21 protein-coding genes and 1 tRNA gene are annotated in these 17876 nt (G+C 60.2%); 7 read left to right on the top strand and 15 right to left on the bottom strand.

Annotated elements, in window-relative coordinates:
* Positions 1-51 precede the first annotated feature (51 nt).
* From phnP to Q0753_RS09530, 14 genes are all read right to left on the bottom strand, one after another.
* On the bottom strand, positions 52-825 hold the full coding sequence (phnP, locus tag Q0753_RS09465; RefSeq protein ID WP_298719842.1) for a phosphonate metabolism protein PhnP: 774 nt from the start codon (positions 823-825) through the stop codon (positions 52-54).
* Positions 822-1382: a ribose 1,5-bisphosphokinase gene (phnN, locus tag Q0753_RS09470; protein WP_298719843.1), complete on the bottom strand. Its 561-nt coding sequence runs from the start codon at positions 1380-1382 to the stop codon at positions 822-824. The genes phnP and phnN overlap by 4 nt, the downstream gene beginning before the upstream one ends.
* Before the next feature lie 13 nt (positions 1383-1395).
* The gene (phnM, locus tag Q0753_RS09475; RefSeq protein ID WP_298719844.1) at positions 1396-2532 is read right to left on the bottom strand and encodes an alpha-D-ribose 1-methylphosphonate 5-triphosphate diphosphatase; all 1137 of its coding nucleotides are present in this window, start codon (positions 2530-2532) and stop codon (positions 1396-1398) included.
* Positions 2529-3257: a phosphonate C-P lyase system protein PhnL gene (phnL, locus tag Q0753_RS09480; RefSeq protein WP_298719845.1), complete on the bottom strand. Its 729-nt coding sequence runs from the start codon at positions 3255-3257 to the stop codon at positions 2529-2531. The genes phnM and phnL overlap by 4 nt, the downstream gene beginning before the upstream one ends.
* 8 nt (positions 3258-3265) lie before the next feature.
* On the bottom strand, positions 3266-4123 hold the full coding sequence (gene phnK, locus Q0753_RS09485; RefSeq protein WP_298719847.1) for a phosphonate C-P lyase system protein PhnK: 858 nt from the start codon (positions 4121-4123) through the stop codon (positions 3266-3268).
* Positions 4120-4983 carry an alpha-D-ribose 1-methylphosphonate 5-phosphate C-P-lyase PhnJ gene (locus Q0753_RS09490; protein WP_298719848.1) on the bottom strand — a complete coding sequence of 288 codons (864 nt, stop codon included), beginning with the start codon at positions 4981-4983 and terminating at the stop codon, positions 4120-4122. Before Q0753_RS09490 ends, phnK begins: the two co-directional genes overlap by 4 nt.
* A complete protein-coding gene (locus Q0753_RS09495) occupies positions 4983-6083 on the bottom strand; it encodes a carbon-phosphorus lyase complex subunit PhnI (protein ID WP_298719849.1) in 1101 nt (366 codons plus the stop codon). The genes Q0753_RS09490 and Q0753_RS09495 overlap by 1 nt, the downstream gene beginning before the upstream one ends.
* A gap of 2 nt (positions 6084-6085) precedes the next feature.
* Positions 6086-6682, bottom strand: a complete 597-nt coding sequence (phnH, locus tag Q0753_RS09500; protein ID WP_298719850.1) for a phosphonate C-P lyase system protein PhnH — start codon at positions 6680-6682, stop codon at positions 6086-6088.
* Positions 6679-7125 carry a phosphonate C-P lyase system protein PhnG gene (phnG, locus tag Q0753_RS09505; protein ID WP_298719851.1) on the bottom strand — a complete coding sequence of 149 codons (447 nt, stop codon included), beginning with the start codon at positions 7123-7125 and terminating at the stop codon, positions 6679-6681. Before phnG ends, phnH begins: the two co-directional genes overlap by 4 nt.
* Positions 7126-7821 carry a phosphonate metabolism transcriptional regulator PhnF gene (gene phnF, locus Q0753_RS09510; RefSeq protein WP_298719852.1) on the bottom strand — a complete coding sequence of 232 codons (696 nt, stop codon included), beginning with the start codon at positions 7819-7821 and terminating at the stop codon, positions 7126-7128. It lies immediately after the preceding gene.
* A 65-nt stretch (positions 7822-7886) separates the two neighbouring features.
* Positions 7887-8672, bottom strand: coding sequence for a phosphonate ABC transporter, permease protein PhnE (gene phnE, locus Q0753_RS09515; protein WP_298719853.1), 786 nt, complete (start codon positions 8670-8672; stop codon positions 7887-7889).
* Between the two features lie 53 nt (positions 8673-8725).
* Positions 8726-9715 carry a phosphonate ABC transporter substrate-binding protein gene (gene phnD / locus Q0753_RS09520; RefSeq protein ID WP_298719854.1) on the bottom strand — a complete coding sequence of 330 codons (990 nt, stop codon included), beginning with the start codon at positions 9713-9715 and terminating at the stop codon, positions 8726-8728.
* The gene (phnC, locus tag Q0753_RS09525) at positions 9712-10560 is read right to left on the bottom strand and encodes a phosphonate ABC transporter ATP-binding protein (protein ID WP_298719855.1); all 849 of its coding nucleotides are present in this window, start codon (positions 10558-10560) and stop codon (positions 9712-9714) included. Before phnC ends, phnD begins: the two co-directional genes overlap by 4 nt.
* A gap of 413 nt (positions 10561-10973) precedes the next feature.
* On the bottom strand, positions 10974-12107 hold the full coding sequence (locus Q0753_RS09530) for an aminotransferase class V-fold PLP-dependent enzyme (RefSeq protein WP_298719856.1): 1134 nt from the start codon (positions 12105-12107) through the stop codon (positions 10974-10976).
* Positions 12108-12419: 312 nt separating this feature from the next.
* Between Q0753_RS09530 and Q0753_RS09535 the strand changes: the two genes are divergently transcribed.
* Positions 12420-12635, top strand: coding sequence for an RNA-binding S4 domain-containing protein (locus tag Q0753_RS09535; protein WP_298719857.1), 216 nt, complete (start codon positions 12420-12422; stop codon positions 12633-12635).
* 120 nt (positions 12636-12755) lie between these two features.
* Here the strand turns inward: Q0753_RS09535 and Q0753_RS09540 are convergent.
* Positions 12756-12832: transfer RNA gene (locus Q0753_RS09540), tRNA-Pro, on the bottom strand.
* A gap of 262 nt (positions 12833-13094) precedes the next feature.
* Between Q0753_RS09540 and Q0753_RS09545 the strand changes: the two genes are divergently transcribed.
* The 6 genes from Q0753_RS09545 to Q0753_RS09570 all read left to right on the top strand — a co-directional run bounded on the left by Q0753_RS09545 (position 13095) and on the right by Q0753_RS09570 (position 17856).
* Complete coding sequence (locus tag Q0753_RS09545; RefSeq protein ID WP_298719858.1) at positions 13095-13949, top strand: hypothetical protein; 855 nt, start codon at positions 13095-13097, stop codon at positions 13947-13949.
* Between the two features lie 59 nt (positions 13950-14008).
* Positions 14009-14998, top strand: coding sequence for a 2-hydroxyacid dehydrogenase (locus tag Q0753_RS09550; RefSeq protein WP_298720014.1), 990 nt, complete (start codon positions 14009-14011; stop codon positions 14996-14998).
* 9 nt (positions 14999-15007) lie between these two features.
* Positions 15008-15436, top strand: a complete 429-nt coding sequence (locus Q0753_RS09555; RefSeq protein ID WP_298719859.1) for an META domain-containing protein — start codon at positions 15008-15010, stop codon at positions 15434-15436.
* Positions 15436-15870 carry a thioredoxin TrxC gene (trxC, locus tag Q0753_RS09560; protein ID WP_298719860.1) on the top strand — a complete coding sequence of 145 codons (435 nt, stop codon included), beginning with the start codon at positions 15436-15438 and terminating at the stop codon, positions 15868-15870. The genes Q0753_RS09555 and trxC overlap by 1 nt, the downstream gene beginning before the upstream one ends.
* A 143-nt stretch (positions 15871-16013) precedes the next feature.
* The gene (locus Q0753_RS09565; RefSeq protein WP_298719861.1) at positions 16014-17000 is read left to right on the top strand and encodes a glutathione S-transferase family protein; all 987 of its coding nucleotides are present in this window, start codon (positions 16014-16016) and stop codon (positions 16998-17000) included.
* 10 nt (positions 17001-17010) lie between these two features.
* A complete protein-coding gene (locus Q0753_RS09570; protein WP_298719862.1) occupies positions 17011-17856 on the top strand; it encodes a pirin family protein in 846 nt (281 codons plus the stop codon).
* Positions 17857-17876 lie beyond the last annotated feature (20 nt).

The raw sequence follows: 17876 nt of genomic DNA on the forward strand, positions 1-17876 counted from the left end.
AGGCCGCCCATTGGCGGCCTTGCTTTTATCACCCTATTGCATCACCAATCGTCAGCTCTGAGCTGTCTCGTCTGCCAGCACTATCTCCATGTTGTCCCACCCCGCCGTCACCCCGTTCGGCAAGGTGTGCTGTTGCAACCAGACATGAAAATCATGGCCGATATGGGTCAGGATCATCTGCTTCGGGCGCAGGCTGTCATGCAGTTCCAGCACCTGTTCCAGTGCGTTGTGGTTACGGCCCTGGCTGCCGGGAGGAAAGCTGCAGTCAATCACCACCGCATCCAGCGTTGGCTGGGCATGCAGCCAGCGGTTGCTGTGTTCCGGCAAGCCCAGAGTATCGGTGAGATACGCCACACGATGCTCGCCGAGACGGAAAACATAGCCCAGGGTAGGACGGGAGTGCACCAGATCGAGCGGCGTAATGCTCAGCTCGCCGAGCTGCCATTCCTGCCCGTGCTGCAGCGGCGGTTGAAAGTCCAGACAGCCGGGATGCTTGAGCAGATCGGCGCAACCGGACGAATCATCCGGGCACCACACGGGTATCGGCGCGCTCCGGCCCCAGCGCAGATGAAACAGCCCCTGCACATGATCGACATGAAAATGGGTCAGCAGAATGCCCTCCAGGCTGCCCGGCACAAAGCGCCGGTGCAGATCCATCAGGCCACCGTCGATCAGCAGCCGATTGCCCTGCCATTCCAGCAGGGCCGAGCACGGCGCCCGACCCAGCGCCGGTTCACGCTCGGCCTGCACACAGCTGTGGCAATCGCAGCCATACAGCGGCATGCCCCCGGCCGCCCCCGTGCCCAGCAGGGTCAGCCGCATCATGCCGGCAACGCCTGTCGATAGCGCCGAAACTGCCGCAGGGTATCGGTCAGGGCACCGCTGTTGTCCAGCCGCCATACGCCGTCCGGCAAACCGCGATTCAGGGCCGAGGCCCGCTCCAGCCGCCGGATGATGTCTGCTTCGCTTTCCCGCCCCCGGGCCCGCAGCCGCCTCTCCAGGGTCTTGGTATCGACGCTGATCATCACCGGCACCAGCCGCTCGGCAAACCTCACCCGGGCCTGTGGCAGATGCTCGCGAGAACCATTGACCATCACATCCAGGCCCGAGGCCAGCCAGCTTTCAATTTCTCGCCCCACCGCATAATGATGGCCGTTGGCGGCCCAGCTGAGGGCAAACAACCCCAGTTCCTGACGCGCACTGAATTCCGGCTCGGACAACTCGATATGGTTTTCTCCCCCCGCCGAGGCGGCCCGGGTGATGTAACGATGCGCCACCAGCAGGCCTTCGCCCCAGTGTTCGCGCACCGCCTGCATAAAGCTGTCTTTGCCGGCGCCCGACGGCCCCATCACATAAAACAGGCGTCCTGTTCCGCTGCTCATCCTCGCGCTCCTGTCAGTAGGCCAGCTCGCCCCGGCACCATACCCGGGTGGGATAAACCTGCCCCTGGTGGCGCTGCACCAGCACCAGATCGGCCCGGCGCCCTTCCGCCAGCACGCCCCGGTCGGTCAGCCCCAGAGAGCGGGCCGGATTGGCGGTGGCCAGCCGGGTGGCGGCGGCCAGCCCCAGCGCGTTGCGTTCGTCGTCGGCCAGCAGGAACACCGCTTCGAGCAGACTGCCCGGATAATAGTCGGACGACAGCACATCCAGCACGCCCAGCGCCGCCAGTTCATGGGCGGCAACATTACCGGAATGCGAGCCCCCGCGCACCACGTTGGGCGCACCCATCATCACCATCAGGCCATGCTGATGCGAGGCGGTGGCCGCCTCGACCGTGGTCGGGAATTCGGCAATCACCATGCCCAGCCGATGCGACTCCAGCACATGGGCCGAGGTGGCATCGTCATGGCTGGCGAGGGAAATATTTCGCTCCCGGCACTGGCGGGCTATTTCCGCCCGGTTGGGCGCCGACCAGCGGGCCGACAACGCCAGCTGACTCTGCTCGAATTCCTGCATCTGCCGATCGTTGAGCCGGTATTTGCCCTGATAGTATTCCCGGTATTTCACCATGTTGACAAACTGGCGCTGGCCGGGGGAATGATCCATCAGCGACACCAGCCGGACTTCCGGCAGCTCGAGGTAATGCTCGAACAGCGGCACAGTGGTGTCGTGGGGCAGCTCGCAGCGCAGGTGCAGCAAATGCTGGGCCCGGTTAAGGCCCTGTCGTTCGCTGTTGACCACCGTATGAATCATCTTGTCGAGATTGTCCTGGCGGGTGCCGCCGTCCCGCTCGTCGCCGATGGCCACCGCATCCAGTACCGTGGTAATGCCCGACGCCACTATCTGGGCATCGTGGGCGCGCATGGCGCCAAAGGGCGGCCAGCTGACCTTGGGCCGCGGCGTAAAATGCTTGTCCAGATTGTCGGTATGCAGCTCGACCAGGCCGGGCATCAGCCAGCCGCCGTTGCCGTCGATGGCGCCCGGCTGTTGGCTCGGGCTGTCGGCCAGGGCGCGGATCTCGCCATCGATCACCTCGACCGATCCCCGCACCACTTCATGCTCCAGAACCAGGTTCACATTGGTAATAATCATGCGGAATGCTCCTCGTGCGCAGTGGCCGGCTGTTGGTTGCTGTCGGGCTGGATTTCGTAGAGCTGGTCGGCGACCTGCTCACGCACGTCTTCATCATGAAAGATGCCGACGATGGCCGCACCCCGGGCCTTGGCTTCCCGAATCAGCTCCACCACCACCGCCCGGTTGGTGGCATCGAGCGAGGCGGTCGGCTCGTCGAGCAGCAGAATCGGATAGTCGGCAATAAAGCCCCGGGCGATGTTCACCCGCTGCTGCTCGCCGCCGGAGAAGGTCGCCGGCGCCAGCGCCCACAGGTGCTGCGGCACATTAAGCCGGGTCAGCAGCCGCTCGGCCCGGGCCTGAGCCTCGGCCCGGTTGCCGCCCTGCTCGATCATCGGCTGCATCACCACCTCCAGCGCGCTGATGCGGGGGATCACCCGCAGAAACTGGCTGACCCAGCCAATGGTGTGGCGGCGCACATTGACCAGGGTGCGCGGCGGCGCCTGGGTCATGTCCAGCAGCTGTCCCTGATGCTGTACCTCGATGCGACCGCTGTCGGTCAGGTAATTGCCGTACAGGGTACGCAGCAGAGTGGACTTGCCGGTGCCGGAGCGACCGTGCAGTACCACACACTCCCCCTGCCCGACCGAAAAGGAAGCCCCGGCCAATACCGGCAGCCGGATGCCATTCTGGTTGTGCAAGACGAAGGTCTTGCGAACATTCGAAACGTTTAATGCGAAGGTCATGACCGCTCCTAGCTTTGCAGTACAGAAGACACCAGTAACTGGGTATAGGGGTGCTGCGGATCGTCCAGCACCTGATCGGTGAGGCCGGTTTCCACCACCCTACTTTGCTTCATCACCATCAACCGGTGCGCCAGCAACCGGGCCACCGCCAGATCGTGAGTGACGATCACCACCGCCAGCCCCAGCTCGGACACCAGCCGGCGCAGCAAATCCAGCAGTCGCGCCTGCACCGACACATCCAGTCCGCCGGTGGGCTCGTCCATGAAAATCAGCTTGGGATGGGTCACCAGGTTGCGGGCAATCTGCAGCCGCTGCTGCATACCGCCGGAAAAGGTCACCGGCATGTCGTCGACACGGTCGACGGGAATTTCCACGTCCTGCAGCCACTGCAGCGCCTGCTCGCGAATGCTGCCGTAGTGGCGCTGGCCCACCGCCATCAGCCGTTCGCCGATGTTGCCCCCGGCCGACACCCGCGGCCGCAGGCCGTCGAGCGGGTGCTGATGTACCACGCCCCAGTCGGTGCGCAGCAGTTGCCGACGCTGGCTTTCCGCCATTCGATACAGGCTGACCACCTGCTGCAACTGGCTGTCGGCGCTGCCACGCAGATACAGCACCTCGCCCTCATCCGGGGCCAATCGACCGGAAATAGCCTGCAGCAGGGTGCTTTTACCGGAGCCGGACTCGCCGACGATGCCCAGCACTTCCCCCGGATAAAGGTCGAAGGAGACATCGGTAAAGCCCTTGCCCGGCGCGTAGAGTCGGGTCAGGTTCTGTACCGACAACAATGGCTGTTCCTGCCGCTTGGGGGTCATCTCCGGCGCGGCCGATGAGTCGGCCAGAGGAGTGGTTAACACGTGCTGATTCATGCCTGTTTCTCCTGCTGCTGGCGGCAATAATCGGTATCGGAGCAGATAAAGACCCGCCCACCCAGATCGTCGGTCACTACCTCGTCGAGGAAGCTGTCGGTGGAGCCGCAGATATCACAGGGCTCGTCCCACTGCTGGATCTCGAAGGGATGATCCTCGAAGTCGAGACTCTTGACCCGGGTATAGGGTGGAATGGCATAGATGCGCTTTTCCCGGCCGGCACCAAACAGCTGCAGGGCCGGCATCATGTCCATCTTGGGATTGTCGAACTTGGGAATCGGCGAGGGATCCATGATGTAGCGCTCGTTCACCTGCACCGGGTAGGCATAGGCGGTGGCAATATGGCCGTAACGGGCGATGTCTTCGTACAGCTTGACGTGCATGATGCCGTACTCTTCCAGTGCGTGCATTTTGCGGGTTTCGGTTTCGCGCGGCTCGATAAAGCGCAGCGGCTCGGGAATCGGCACCTGATACACCAGTATCTGATCCGGCCCGAGGGCGGTTTCCGGAATGCGGTGCCGGGTCTGGATCAGCGTGGCCTCGGTAGTCACCTCGGTGGTCTTCACCTGGGCCACCTGCTGGAAGAAGGAGCGAATGGACACCGCATTGGTGGTGTCGTCGGCGCCTTGGTCGATCACCTTGAGGGTATCGTCGCGGCCGATCACCGCCGCCGTCAGCTGCACGCCGCCGGTGCCCCAGCCGTAGGGCATGGGCATTTCCCGGCCGCCGAAGGGCACCTGATAGCCGGGTATGGCCACCGCTTTCAGCAGCGCCCGACGGATCATGCGTTTGGTCTGTTCGTCCAGATAGGCATAGTTGTAGCCGTGATGCTGTACATCTGTGGTGCTCTGGTGAGTCATTATACCTGCTCCCCTGCCTGGCCGACGGCCGGGCCATGCGTTTGTTCGTGTTCCCGCCGCATCTTGCGCAGCAGCTCCAGTTCGGCCTGAAAGTCCACGTAATGCGGCAACTTCAGGTGTGACACAAAGCCCGAAGCTTCGACGTTGTCCGCATGGGCCAGCACAAATTCCTCGTCCTGGGCCGGTCCGGCCACCTGCTCACCGTATTCCGGCGCCTGCAGCGCACGGTCTACCAGCGCCATCGACATCGCCTTGCGTTCGCCAAAGCCGAAGGTCAGGCCGTAGCCGCGGGTAAAGGCCGGCTTTTGCTGCTTGTCGCCGACAAAACCGTTGATCATCTGACACTCGGTCAGCTCGATATCACCGATATCGATGGCAAAACCCAGCTCTTCCGGCACCAATTCCAGGGTCACTTCACCGCAGCGGATTTCGCCGGCGAAGGGATGGTTGCGGCCATAGCCACGCTGGGTGGAATAACCCAGCGCCAACAGAAAGCCTTCGTCACCGCGCACCAGCTGCTGCAAACGGGCGGAGCGGTCGCAGGGGTACGTAGCCGGTGCCATGGTGATATCGGCCGGCGTTTCTCCGTTGTCGGTTTCCGTCACCATCAGCTCAAGCTGTTCGAGAATGCCTGCCACCTGGGGGCAGGCTTCTGGCTCGGCATCAACCGGCTCCGGCCCCGGGTGTTCGCCCTCGGCCAACAGGGTAAAGTCCAGCAAGCGGTGGGTATAGTCATAGGTCGGCCCCAACAACTGGCCGCCGGGCAGATCCTTGTAGGTCGCCGAGATACGGCGCGCAATGCGCATGTTGGCGGTATCGACCGGCTCGGTTGTCGCCAGCCGTGGCAAGGTGGTGCGATAGGCGCGCAGCAGAAAAATCGCCTCCACCAGATCGCCCCCCGCCTGCTTGACCGCCAGCGCTGCCAGCTCCTTGTCGTAGACACCGCCTTCGGTCATCACTCTGTCTACCGCGCCGGCCAGCTGTTCTTCTACCTGGGCCACGCTGATTTCGGGCCTTTCGGGATTGCCCCGTCGCTTTTTCGCCTGCAGCTGGTGTGCCGCGGCAATGGCTTTTTCGCCCCCTTTCACTGCTACATACATGCTTATCTCTCCACTCGGGTGGTACGTGGAATGGCAACCAGTTCCCGGTCACACACCAGTATCAGGTCGATACCCAGCGGGAAGGCCGCGTCCCGCTCACTCAAAAAGCGCACCAGCGCCTCGGGCACTCGTCCCAGACAAATACGGCGGCTGTCCGGAATGCCCGGGCCCGACAGGGTGACTTCGACGCCCCGATCCAGCGAATCGGTTTCGATCAGCAGGGTGGCGCCGTTATCCGGGTATTCTTCACTGCCCACCGGCAGGCGACTCAACAGCGCGTCGCAGTCGTCCAGGTCGGCACCGGCCAATACCGCAAAGTCGGCCTCGGCGGCGTCGCTACTCAGCGGCGCCGCCACATGAAAGCGAAGATTCTCGAGCACGGCGTCATCCTGCTGCAGCGCGTCGGACAGCCAGACGCGGGTGCCGCTGTCGGCCAACGTCAGCAGGGTCTGCACGCAACCGGCGCTCAGGTTGCCGAAGCCACCGGCGCGGTCCAGCTCGACCCGGGTGCCCGGCTCCGACATCGCCTTCAGCAGGCGGCGAAAACAGAGCTGGCTGTCGTGAATGGCATCCGAAAATGCCGTGGTGATCATGGTCATTCGTCTTCTCCCCGCACCATGGTAAAAAAGTCCACCTTGCTGGCCGCCGCTTCCCGGCGGGTGCATTCTTCCTGCTCCGCCTTCTGCGCCGCCAACGGAGCAATCAGCCCCTTGTCCAGCACTTCATGTCCGCTGCGGGTTTGCATCAGCGCATCAATCAGCGCCGCCAACTCCGCATGGGGTTTATTGCGACCGCGCAGATAGCTGTAACCCAGCTCGCCGCTGTTCAGCTTGACGACCGCCCGGGTGATGGTGACATCGCCGAGGTTGAACGGCCGGCCGGTGGCGCCCATGCGGGCCCGAACCTGGGCCAGGCCAATCTCGGGAGCCCGAATCAACTGGTACTCAGGGGTCAACTGCAAGGCTTGCCAGCCGCTTTGCAGTGCCGAAAATGATGTTCGGGCCAATACCGACATCCATTGTTTGCGTTGTGGTGTATTCATTTAGTGCTCCACGACATATTCAATTAAATCGGAACGTGCCGAACTCACGGAAAACTCCGCTATCTGTTCCGTTCCTTTAAGCAGGTTTTTGGTTTTAATCCGCATCACCGGAATGGACTTGTTGATCTGCAATAAACGACTTTCTTCACCGGAGGGTATTCTGGCCCCCAGGCGGGTCGACTTTCTTTTCAGCTCGATACCCAGCGTTCGCTTTAAAAACTCGTGCAGGGAACCTTGCTGAAATTGTTTTAATGCCGGCCACCACTCGGGATTACTCAAATAGTGATGAATCACCGAGCGAGGAATGTTTTCCGTTTTCCTGAGCGTCTGTATGTAAATAATCTTTTGCTCCTGCCCCAGCTGTAATTCATGCGCCAACCTGCTGGTGATCGGCATCAACCGGGAACGAATCACCTGGCAACTGGGAAACGAGCCCTGCTCCAGAAAGTTGCCGGTAAAATGGGCTCCATCGTGCAGCTTGTAGAGGTGTGGCTGGCGCAGAACCATGTTGCCCTTGCCCTGATGGCGCTGTATCAGGCCATTGGCTACCAGCTCGTCGATGGCTCGCCGTACCGTATGGCGATTGACCCCAAAGCGTTCGGCCAGCTGCATCTCTGGCGGAAGGTAATCACCCGCCTTGAAATACCGCTGAATATCCGCTTCCAGTTGTCGGTAAATAACCTGGTAGACGCGCATGCTTTTCCCTTTCCCTCTGGCCTGTTTATTCGCCGATCTTGTCTAGACAAGTCTGGCTAAATAAATCAGATATACCGTTTGCGAATGGACTGCGAGGCCACATCGAGCAGGCTCACGGTCACGATCACCACCAGCATGATGGCCGCCGTCTGTGCGAACTGAAAACTGCGAATCGCTTCCCACAGCAAGACCCCGACGCCGCCGGCACCCACCATGCCCACCACGGTGGCCGAGCGTACGTTGGACTCGAAACGGTAGAGCGAATAGGAGATCCACAGCGGAATCACCTGAGGCAGCACGCCGTAGAGAATTTCTTCCAGCTTGGTGGCGCCGGTGGCCCGCACCCCTTCGATGGGGCCCGGCTCTATCGCTTCCACCGCCTCGGAAAACAGCTTGGCCAATACGCCGGTGGTATGTACAAACAGCGCCAGCACCCCGGCAAAAGGCCCCAACCCGACCGCCACCACAAACAGCATGGCGAACACCATTTCATTGATGGCCCGGGCCGCATCCATCAGCCGGCGCATCGGCTGACACACCCACTGGGGAAACAGGTTGTCGGCACACAACAAACCGAAGGGAACCGCCAGCACGATGGCCAGCAGCGTGCCCCACAGCGCCACCTGCAGGGTGACCAGGGTTTCTTTCAGATACAGCTGCCAGTGGGTAAAGTCCGGTGGAAAAAAGTCGGCGGCCAGCTCGGCCATGTTGCCGGCATCCTGCACCAGCACCGCCGGGTTCATTTCGGCGCCCTGCCAGGCCCAGGCCAACACCAGCGCCAGCAGCATCCACTTGACCATTTGCCCCAGGCGCGATCCCGATTCAGGCCGGGTAATGACGTCAGTATTCATTTTCAGTCTCCGCTGACCTCACGGAGCCGGTCACGCCGGCTCCGGGTCGGTCTTTAGTTGGTCATGGCTTCCAGGGCAGACATCTGACGATTCAGCACCGCCAGTTCCATTTTTACCTGATTAATGTCGGCCGCATCGGCCTCGTTGTTTTCCAGTTCTTTCAGATCCTTGAACAGTTGCAGCTGACGGATGGGCAGCAGTTGCATGTCGCTGGAAGGAGAGAACGAGGCCCATTCAAGCTGTTCCAGAATCTTCTTCTGCTGCTTGTCACCGGACTGGCCGTATTGCATGAAGAAGTCGTACACCACCTGCTTGGTGGCTTCCGGCAGATTCTTGCGCCAGACGATGGGGTCGGCCGGGATCAGCGGTGACTTCCACAACACCTTGATGTTGCCCGCCTTTTCGGGACTGCGCTCGGCAAACCGTTCCAGGCTTTCAGTGTTGTTGGTGGCCACATCCACCTGCTTGTTGAGCACCGCGAACACATTCACCTCATGGCTGGAATTCACGGTACGCTTGAATTCCTGAGGGGAAACATCATTCTGGGCAAACACGTAATAGGAAGGCACCAGAAAACCGGAGGTAGAATTGGGATCGCCGTTACCGAATGTCAGCTCTTTACGCTGCGCCAGCACGTCGTCCACCGTGTTCAGCGGGCTGTCCTTGTGGGCGATCAGCAGGCTCCAGTAACCCGGCTGGCCATCGGCACGCACCGTCTGGGCAAAAATTTCGGCGCCGGCCCGGTCAACCGCTTCCATCGCCGACTTGTTGCCCAGCCAGGCAATATCGACCTTGTCGAAGCGCATGCCCTGAATGATGCCGGCGTAATCGGGTGCGAAGAAGGCTTCCACCTCCACGCCCAGCTGCTGTTCCATGTCGGCGAGGAAGGGTTCCCAGTGCTGCTTGAGATTCTGCTGGGATTCGGTGGAAATGATGCCGAAGTTGATGGTCGACAAGGGCGCGTCCTCGGCCTGTACCGGGGTAGCGATCATGGCGGCCAGTAACGAGGCACCACCGGCGAACTTTCTCAATGTGCGTATCATGACAGTTGTCCTTGAATGGAACGGGATGCAAAAGCAGGGTTGGGTCGTAGCGGCCGGATTGCCGGGGCCGGCATGGTGTCGGTGGTGGGTGCCTTGGTGTACAGCGCCGTCAACGCCTGTTCGCCAATGTCGGCCGCCGCGCCCTGATAGAAGACTTCACCTTCACGCAGGGCAACCAGTTGCTGGCAGTATTTCAGCGCGTAATCCACCTGATGCAGGGTCACGACAACGGGGATACCTTCCCGCTCGTTGATGTCCTTCAGCAGTTCCATCACGGTGCGCGCCGACTCGGGGTCGAGCGAAGCAATGGGTTCGTCGGCAAAGATAATGCGCGCCTTCTGCATCAGCGAACGGGCAATGGCCACCCGCTGTTGCTGACCACCGGACAGGGTGGAGACCCGCTGGTGGGCATAGTCCGCCATGCCCACCCGCTCCAGCGCCGCCATGGCCTGCTGCTGCTGCTCTTGAGTGAAACAGCCGGTCAGGGTGCGCCACTTGGCGGTGGAGCTCAGCGCCCCAATCAACACATTGGTCAGCACGCTCATGCGGTTCACCAGATTGAATTGCTGGAAGATGTAACCCGCACGGGCTCGACAGCGACGCACCTGTGGCGCCGCCTTGCCCCGGGATTGCACCAGCTCTCCCATCACCCTGACTTCGGTACCTTCACGGTGATCGGAAAATACCAGACCGCTCAGGTGACGCAGCAAGGTGGACTTGCCCGAGCCGGAGGGCCCCAGCAGCGCGGTGATCCCCGAGTGGGCAATCTCCAGACTGATCTCTTTCAGCGCTTTCTTATTGTCAAAGGTCTTGCTCAGACCTCTGACCTCAATGATCTTGTTCATTGCTAGCAGCCTCACGATAGGTTCGGGGGCCATACTGGTGGTCGAAGATGACGGTTTTATTGAAGAATTAAGTCAGCCAAATGTACGCCAGTCACTGTTGTAGCGAACGGAAGGCGTTCAAATCACTGCTATTAAAGGATTTATTGAGGAGAGCGGTATTATGCGGCGCACTTGTATAGACAAGGCTTTCAGAAAAGCTTCATCTTTCAATACGATGAGAAGGGCACTACCGTCGCTCAAAGAGAAGGAAATGGAAGGGGCGGCAATGACAACGAAAGGCGGCAGAAAATAAAGGCCCGTGGCGGGCGCCAGGGTAAAAACGGAGTGTCATGATTCAGAGCCGAAAACAACAAGGCCGCCCATCGGCGGCCTTGTTGTTATGTAGCTTGACGCTATTTGGCGATGCCGGGTGATTAGCCCTGCAGTACCTTGTTCAGCGCCTGCTCGAAGGTAGCGACGGTGCGATCCACATCCTGCAGCTTGTCGAGACCGAACAGACCGATACGGAAGGTCTGGAAATCGGCCGGCTCGTCGCACGCCAGCGGCACACCGGCGGCAATCTGCAGCCCTTCGGCGGCAAACTTGCTGCCGTTCTTGATCGCGGCATCGTTGGTATAGCAGACGATGACACCCGGTGCCGCAAAGCCGTCGGCCGCCACACTCTTGATGCCACGCGCGGCCAGCAGGGCACGCACCCGATCACCCAACTGCTGCTGACGCTGCTTCATTTCGGCAAAGCCCAGACCGCCGGTTTCCTTGATGGTATCGCGGAACTGCGCCAAGGCATCGGTCGGCATGGTGGCATGATAGGCGTGGCCACCCTGCTCGTAGGTTTCCATGATTTGCAGCCACTTCTTCAGATCACAGGCAAAGCTGGTGCTCTGGGTCTGCTCGATGCGTGCGCGGGCGCGCTCGCTCATCATCACCAGACCACAGCAGGGCGAGCTGCTCCAGCCTTTCTGCGGGGCGCTGAGCAGAATGTCGACGCCGCAGGCTTTCATGTCTACCCAGATGGTGCCGGAGGCAATGCAGTCGAGCACGAACAGACCGCCCACTTCGTGTACCGCATCGGCCACCGCCTTGATGTAATCATCCGGCAGCACCATGCCGGCGGCGGTTTCCACGTGCGCGGCAAACACCAGCCCTGGCTTGTTGGCCTTGATGGTGGCGACCACTTCCTCGATGGGCGCGGGAGCCAGCGCCGCCTGCGGGCCCTGCTCGATGGCACGGGCCTTGAGTACCGTCTCGGACGCCGGAATCTTTCCGGCCTCGAAAATCTGGCTCCAGCGATAGCTGAACCAGCCATTGCGAATGATCAGGCAATCCTGGTCGGTAGCAAACTGACGCGCCACCGCTTCCATGCCGAAGGTGCCGCTGCCGGGCACCACCACCACCGAGTGAGCCTGATACAGCTCCTTCAGGCTGGCGGAGATATCACGCATCACCTGCTGGAAACGCCGGGACATATGGTTCAGGGATCTATCGGTATAAACTACCGAGTATTCCAGCAGGCCATCGGGGTCGATATTGGGCAGTAATCCGGACATAATCACCTCTTGGTCAAATAACTGATACAAAACATGCCGCGTAAGACAGTGGCCAGCGCCGGCAAACAGACCTTTCTGCACCAAGAATGGCACAGGTGAACCCGCAGAGGCGAGCTCATAATGAGTCTGAACGGAGTCTGGCCGGTATTGCAAGCCGGGGTGGCGGTCTGGGCGCGATGCCGCAATGATGCCCAATATGTTGGTAGATGACAAAGATCTAATACACTCAACCCGGCATTTTGCCCATTTCCAGCACAGTCAGCTGCAGCGGCGGCAAAAATTCAATATTTAAAACTAGAACAAGGACTCGCAATGAACGAACAATTCAGTCTGGAAGGTCAGCCCTTCATTCCCCTGCACAACCTGCTGAAAGTGCTCGGCTGGTGTGACTCCGGCGCTGTGGCCAAGATGGTGATCGACGACGGACTGGTGCAGGTCAACGGCGAGATCGAGTTGCGCAAGCGCTGCAAGATAGTGGTCGGACAGACCGTCAGCTTTAACGGCCAGGAGGTCGAGGTTACCGAATAAGCGATAGCCGGGGCTCAAGGCGAGCCCCAAGCCGCAGCGTGCGCGTCGCATACGGCAGCAGAATGACGAAAAGCGGAAAACAAAAAGGGCTCATCATTTGATGAGCCCTTTTTGAGGATTTGGTCGGCATGAGAGGATTCGAACCTCCGACCCCTTCGTCCCGAACGAAGTGCGCTACCAAGCTGCGCTACATGCCGTCAACGGGGCGAGAATTTACCGAAATGACGGTATTGTTGCAAGCTCTTTTTAAGTAAAACCCCTATTTAGACCCATGCTGGCGCCCACCATGGAAAAACCGCCTGTTTCTTCATCAGAAAGAGCATAAAGAGCCTGGATATACCCTTGATCTCAACGTGTCCGCCACACCGTCAGCCAGGCCGCTTCTGCCGGATTTTCGGATTACGTCTATAACAAGGTATGAGTTCACTCATTTTCCGGGATCATCAGGAAACAACCGCCATGAAGAGATTACTGCTATCACTGCTTGCCCTGTTCAGCCTGTCTGCACAGGCAGCACTGACGGTCAGGATCCCCCAACCCGAGTCGCTTCCACCCCTGTATTCCTACTACCGGCAACTGCTGACCCTGGCGCTGGAAAAAAGCGGTGAGGAGTTTGTCATCAAGCAGGTAGCACTGAACGAGCCCCAACCGCAGCTGGCGCTGAAACTGCGTGATGGCAAGCCGATCAATCTGCTCTGGGCCGGCACCACCGGCGAATACGAGCGACAATTGCTGCCGGTGCGAATACCGCTGCTGCGCGGTCTGTCGGGATTTCGGCTGCTGCTGATCAACCAGACCCGGCAACAGGAATTCAGCCAAATACAGAATCTGGCCGAGCTGGCGTCCTTTACCGGCGTGCAGGGCATCGGCTGGAGCGATGTCGAAATTCTCAAACAGGCGGGGCTGAACATCAGTGCCGCCCCGAGCCATACCATTCTCGACATGCTGAATCGCAACCAGCAGGTGGATTATTACCCGCGCAGCCTGGTGGAAGCCCACGTCGAGCTGACTGTCGCCACCGCGCAGTACCCGCTGCTGATGGCCGAGCCCCGCTTGTTGCTGTATTACCCTTTCGCCATTTATTTTTTCGTCAGTCCCGAATACCCCGAACTGGCCGACGCCCTGACCCGAGGGCTGGATCGAGCTTACCGGGATGACAGTTTTATCGCCCTGTTTGAACAGTATCCGCCAATCCGCGCCAGCCTGCCGGTGCTGCAACAGCCGCGCTTGCGATTGGATCTCGCCAATCCGGATTTGACCGAATCCACCCGCGCGCTGCCGGATCATTACTGGTATCCCGGCACCCGGCCTTGAAAAAGCGTCACCGGCTGTTCACTATTCTTGAACCACCCTCGTTTCTGGAGTCACCACCGGTGAAAATCGCCTTTTTCAGCAGTCAACCTTACATGCAACAGCCCTTTACCGAGCACAATAAGGACTGTGGCTTCGATATCACCTGGTTCGAGGTACGACTGGAAGCGCACACGGCGTCACTTTGCCAGGGCTTCGATGCGGTATGCGTGTTTGTGAACGACAAGCTGGGCGCCGATGTCATACAGTCTCTGTCATCCGCCGGGGTGCGTTTCATCGCCCTGCGCTGCGCCGGCTACAACAACGTGGATCTGGAGGCCGCCAGGGCCGCCGGCATCAAGGTGGTGCGAGTACCGGCCTATTCGCCGGAAGCGGTGGCAGAGCACACGGTGGGGTTGATGCTGACCCTCAACCGTCATATCCACAAGGCCTACCAGCGCACCCGGGACGCAAACTTCTCGCTAAACGGTCTGGTCGGTTTCAACATGCACGGCAAGACCGCCGGCATCATAGGTACCGGCAAAATAGGCATGGCCACGCTGCGCATACTACAGGGGCTGGGCATGAAGCTGCTGGCACACGATCCGGTCGAAAATCCCGAGGCCCAGGCCATCGGGGCTCATTACGTTTCTCTAGAGCGGCTGTTTACCGAGGCCGACGTCATCACACTGCACTGCCCACTGCTACCGGAAAATTATCATCTGCTGCGGCGTGAGAGCTTCGAACAGATGAAAGACGGGGTGATGATCATCAACACCAGCCGGGGCGGCCTGCTCCACGCCCAGGATGCCATCGAGGCCATCAACAGCGGTAAAATCGGCAGCCTGGGGCTGGACGTCTATGAAGAGGAGGAAAACCTGTTCTTCAGCGACAAGTCCTGTGAAATCATCCATGATGACACCTTTCATCTACTGTCAACCTATCCCAACGTGCTTCTGACCGGCCACCAGGCGTTTCTGACCCGGGAGGCGCTCGCCGCCATCGCCCGGATCACCCTGGACAACCTGCAACAACTGTCCCGCAACGAAGCTTGTGATAATCAAATCAATTAAGGAATCTTTATGAAAACCACCCTCGTCATGAAAACAACCATTGCCGCCGCCACCGCCCTGCTGCTTAGCGCCTGTAGCGGCGGCCTCAAGGTGGTCGAGTCCGACCTGCAGCATCACCACTGGAATCTGACCGCCATCAACGGCGTGGCCGTCGACCCGGAGATCAAGTCGGATCTGGAAATTGCCGAGCACTTCACTATCAACGGCATGGCCGGCTGTAACCGCTTCTTCGGCAGCGCCACCCTGGAGCAGAACCGGCTGAAAGCCGATCCCCTGGCCAGTACCAAGATGGCCTGCGACCCGGTAGCGCAAAAAGTGGAAACCGCCGTATTGCAGACGCTGGGCGAGGGTGCCACCGTCAACAATCAGGGCCAGCAGCTGGAGCTGGTCGGCGAGCAATACACCCTCACCTATCAACTGGCCGACTGGATGAAATGATGAGCGACCACTTCCTGATCTGCCCCGCCTGTCAGGCCAAGAACCGGGTGCCCGGCGAGCGCCTGCAACAGGCACCGCAATGCGGTAAATGCAAGGCGCCCCTGCTGCCGTCCCAACCGCTGACGCTGGACGGCCCCCTGATGGACCGGCTGCTGGCAAACGAAACCCTGCCGCTGGTGGTCGACTTCTGGGCGCCCTGGTGCGGCCCCTGCCAGAGCATGGCACCGGTGTTTTCGGCCGCCGCCGGCGAGGTGGCCGGTCAACTGCGGCTGGCCAAGCTGGACACCGAGGCCCACCAGGCCGCCGCCTCCCGCTTCGGCATTCGCTCCATCCCGACCCTGATCGCCTTCAAAAATGGCAAGGAAATTGCCCGTCAGTCCGGTGCTCTCTCCGCCGGGCAACTCAGGCAGTGGCTGCAAAACCTGTCGGTATAAAGACGCCCTCGCAGAGTGCCGCCACCGTGCTCTGCGGCTTCATTCATATTTTTTGACCAAGTTCGGCGAATTTATCCGCTGTGATCCGTTGGTCGGTTTGCCCACACTAGACTCAGCATATTCATCCAGATGAGGAGAACGGTATGGGCAAGCTGGTTGAGGGCATCTGGCATGATGTCTGGTATGACACCGAGGAAAACAAGGGCCGCTTCAAGCGCAGCGAGAGTCAATTTCGCAACTGGATAACCACCGACGGAGCAGCCGGCCCCACCGGTAAGTCCGGCTTTGCTGCCGAGGCCGGGCGCTATCACCTGTATGTGTCGCTTGCCTGCCCCTGGGCGCACCGCACCCTGATGATGCGCAGCCTCAAGGGGCTGGAAGACATGATATCGGTCTCGGTAGTCCATCCGCTGATGGGCGAACACGGCTGGACCTTTAACACCGATTTCGAAGGCGCTACCGGCGATGCGCTTTACCGGCACGACTATCTGTATCAGCTGTACCTGAAGGCCGACGCCGGGTATTCCGGCCGGGTTACGGTGCCGGTGCTGTGGGACAAGCAACAGGAAACCATCGTCAGCAACGAGTCCGCCGATATCATCCGCATGCTGGGCGGCGCCTTCGATCATCTCGGTGCCAGGGCCGATGATTACTACCCCAGAGAGCTGCGGCTGCACATCGACGACATCAATGCCGAGGTATACGACACCATCAACAACGGCGTATACAAGGCCGGCTTCGCCACCCGTCAGCCCGCCTATGACGACGCCGTCAGCGCCCTGTTCACCGGACTGGATCGGCTGGAGCAACGACTGGACCAGCAGCGCTACCTTGTCGGTAACCGGCTGACCGAGGCCGATATCCGGCTGTGGACGACCCTGGTCCGCTTCGACGCCGTCTACCACACCCACTTCAAGTGCGATCACCGCAAAATAAGCGAATATCCCAACCTTTACGGTTTTTTACGCGACCTTTATCAGCACGCGGGCATCGCCGATACCCTGAACATGAGCCATATTCGCCATCATTATTTTTGCAGCCACCCGAGCATCAATCCCCATGGCATTATCTCCATCGGGCCGGCTCAGGACTGGTCAGCCGCTCACGACCGAGCGAGCCGCTTTGCGTAAGGAATTGAACATGAACAACAGAACAATAATGGCGCTATATCCGGCAAAGGCCACCAGCGACGGCGCCGGTGTCAAACTCAAACGCGCCCTGGGCCAGACCCAGCAGCAGCGTATGGACCCCTTTTTGATGATGGATAACTTCTCGTCGAATGAAGCCGACGACTACATTGCCGGCTTTCCCGACCATCCGCATAGGGGCTTTGAGACCATCACCTACATGCTCGACGGTCACATGCTGCACCGGGACCACATGGGTAATGAAGGCCATTTGCGGGCCGGCGATGTGCAGTGGATGAACGCCGGCCGGGGCGTGATTCATTCCGAGATGCCCCAGCAGGAATCCGGCCGTATGCGCGGCTTTCAGATCTGGCTCAACCTGCCTGCCGCCCTCAAGATGCAGCCGGCCCGCTATCGGGATATTCCCGCCGCCGAGCTGCCGAGAATGACGCTGGACGATGGCGGTGAGCTGGTGCTGCTGGCGGGCACGCTGAGCCTGAACGGGCGAACGCTGAAAGGGCCGATACAAAGCGAACACACTCGGCCGCTGATCGTGGATGTTCGGCTGGCGGCCGGTCAACGCCTGACGCTGCCGGTTCCCGCCGGTCTCAGTGCGCTGGTGTATGCCTTTGAAGGCAGCCTCACGCTTGGCGACACCGCCTTGCCCAACGAGAATACGGCGCTGCTCGGCGACGGCGACCAGCTGCCGTTACGGGCCGGTGATGCGGGCGGACGTCTGTTGCTGCTGGCAGGAAAGGCGCTGAATGAACCCATTGCGCAATACGGCCCCTTCGTCATGAATACAGAACAGCAAATTGAGCAGGCGATCATGGATTATCAGGCGGGCAAGCTGGTATAAGGAGGTTTTTACTCCTGTGG

It is taken from the genome of uncultured Oceanisphaera sp., assembly GCF_947495715.1.
GTDB classification, from domain to species: Bacteria; Pseudomonadota; Gammaproteobacteria; order Enterobacterales; family Aeromonadaceae; genus Oceanimonas; species Oceanimonas sediminis.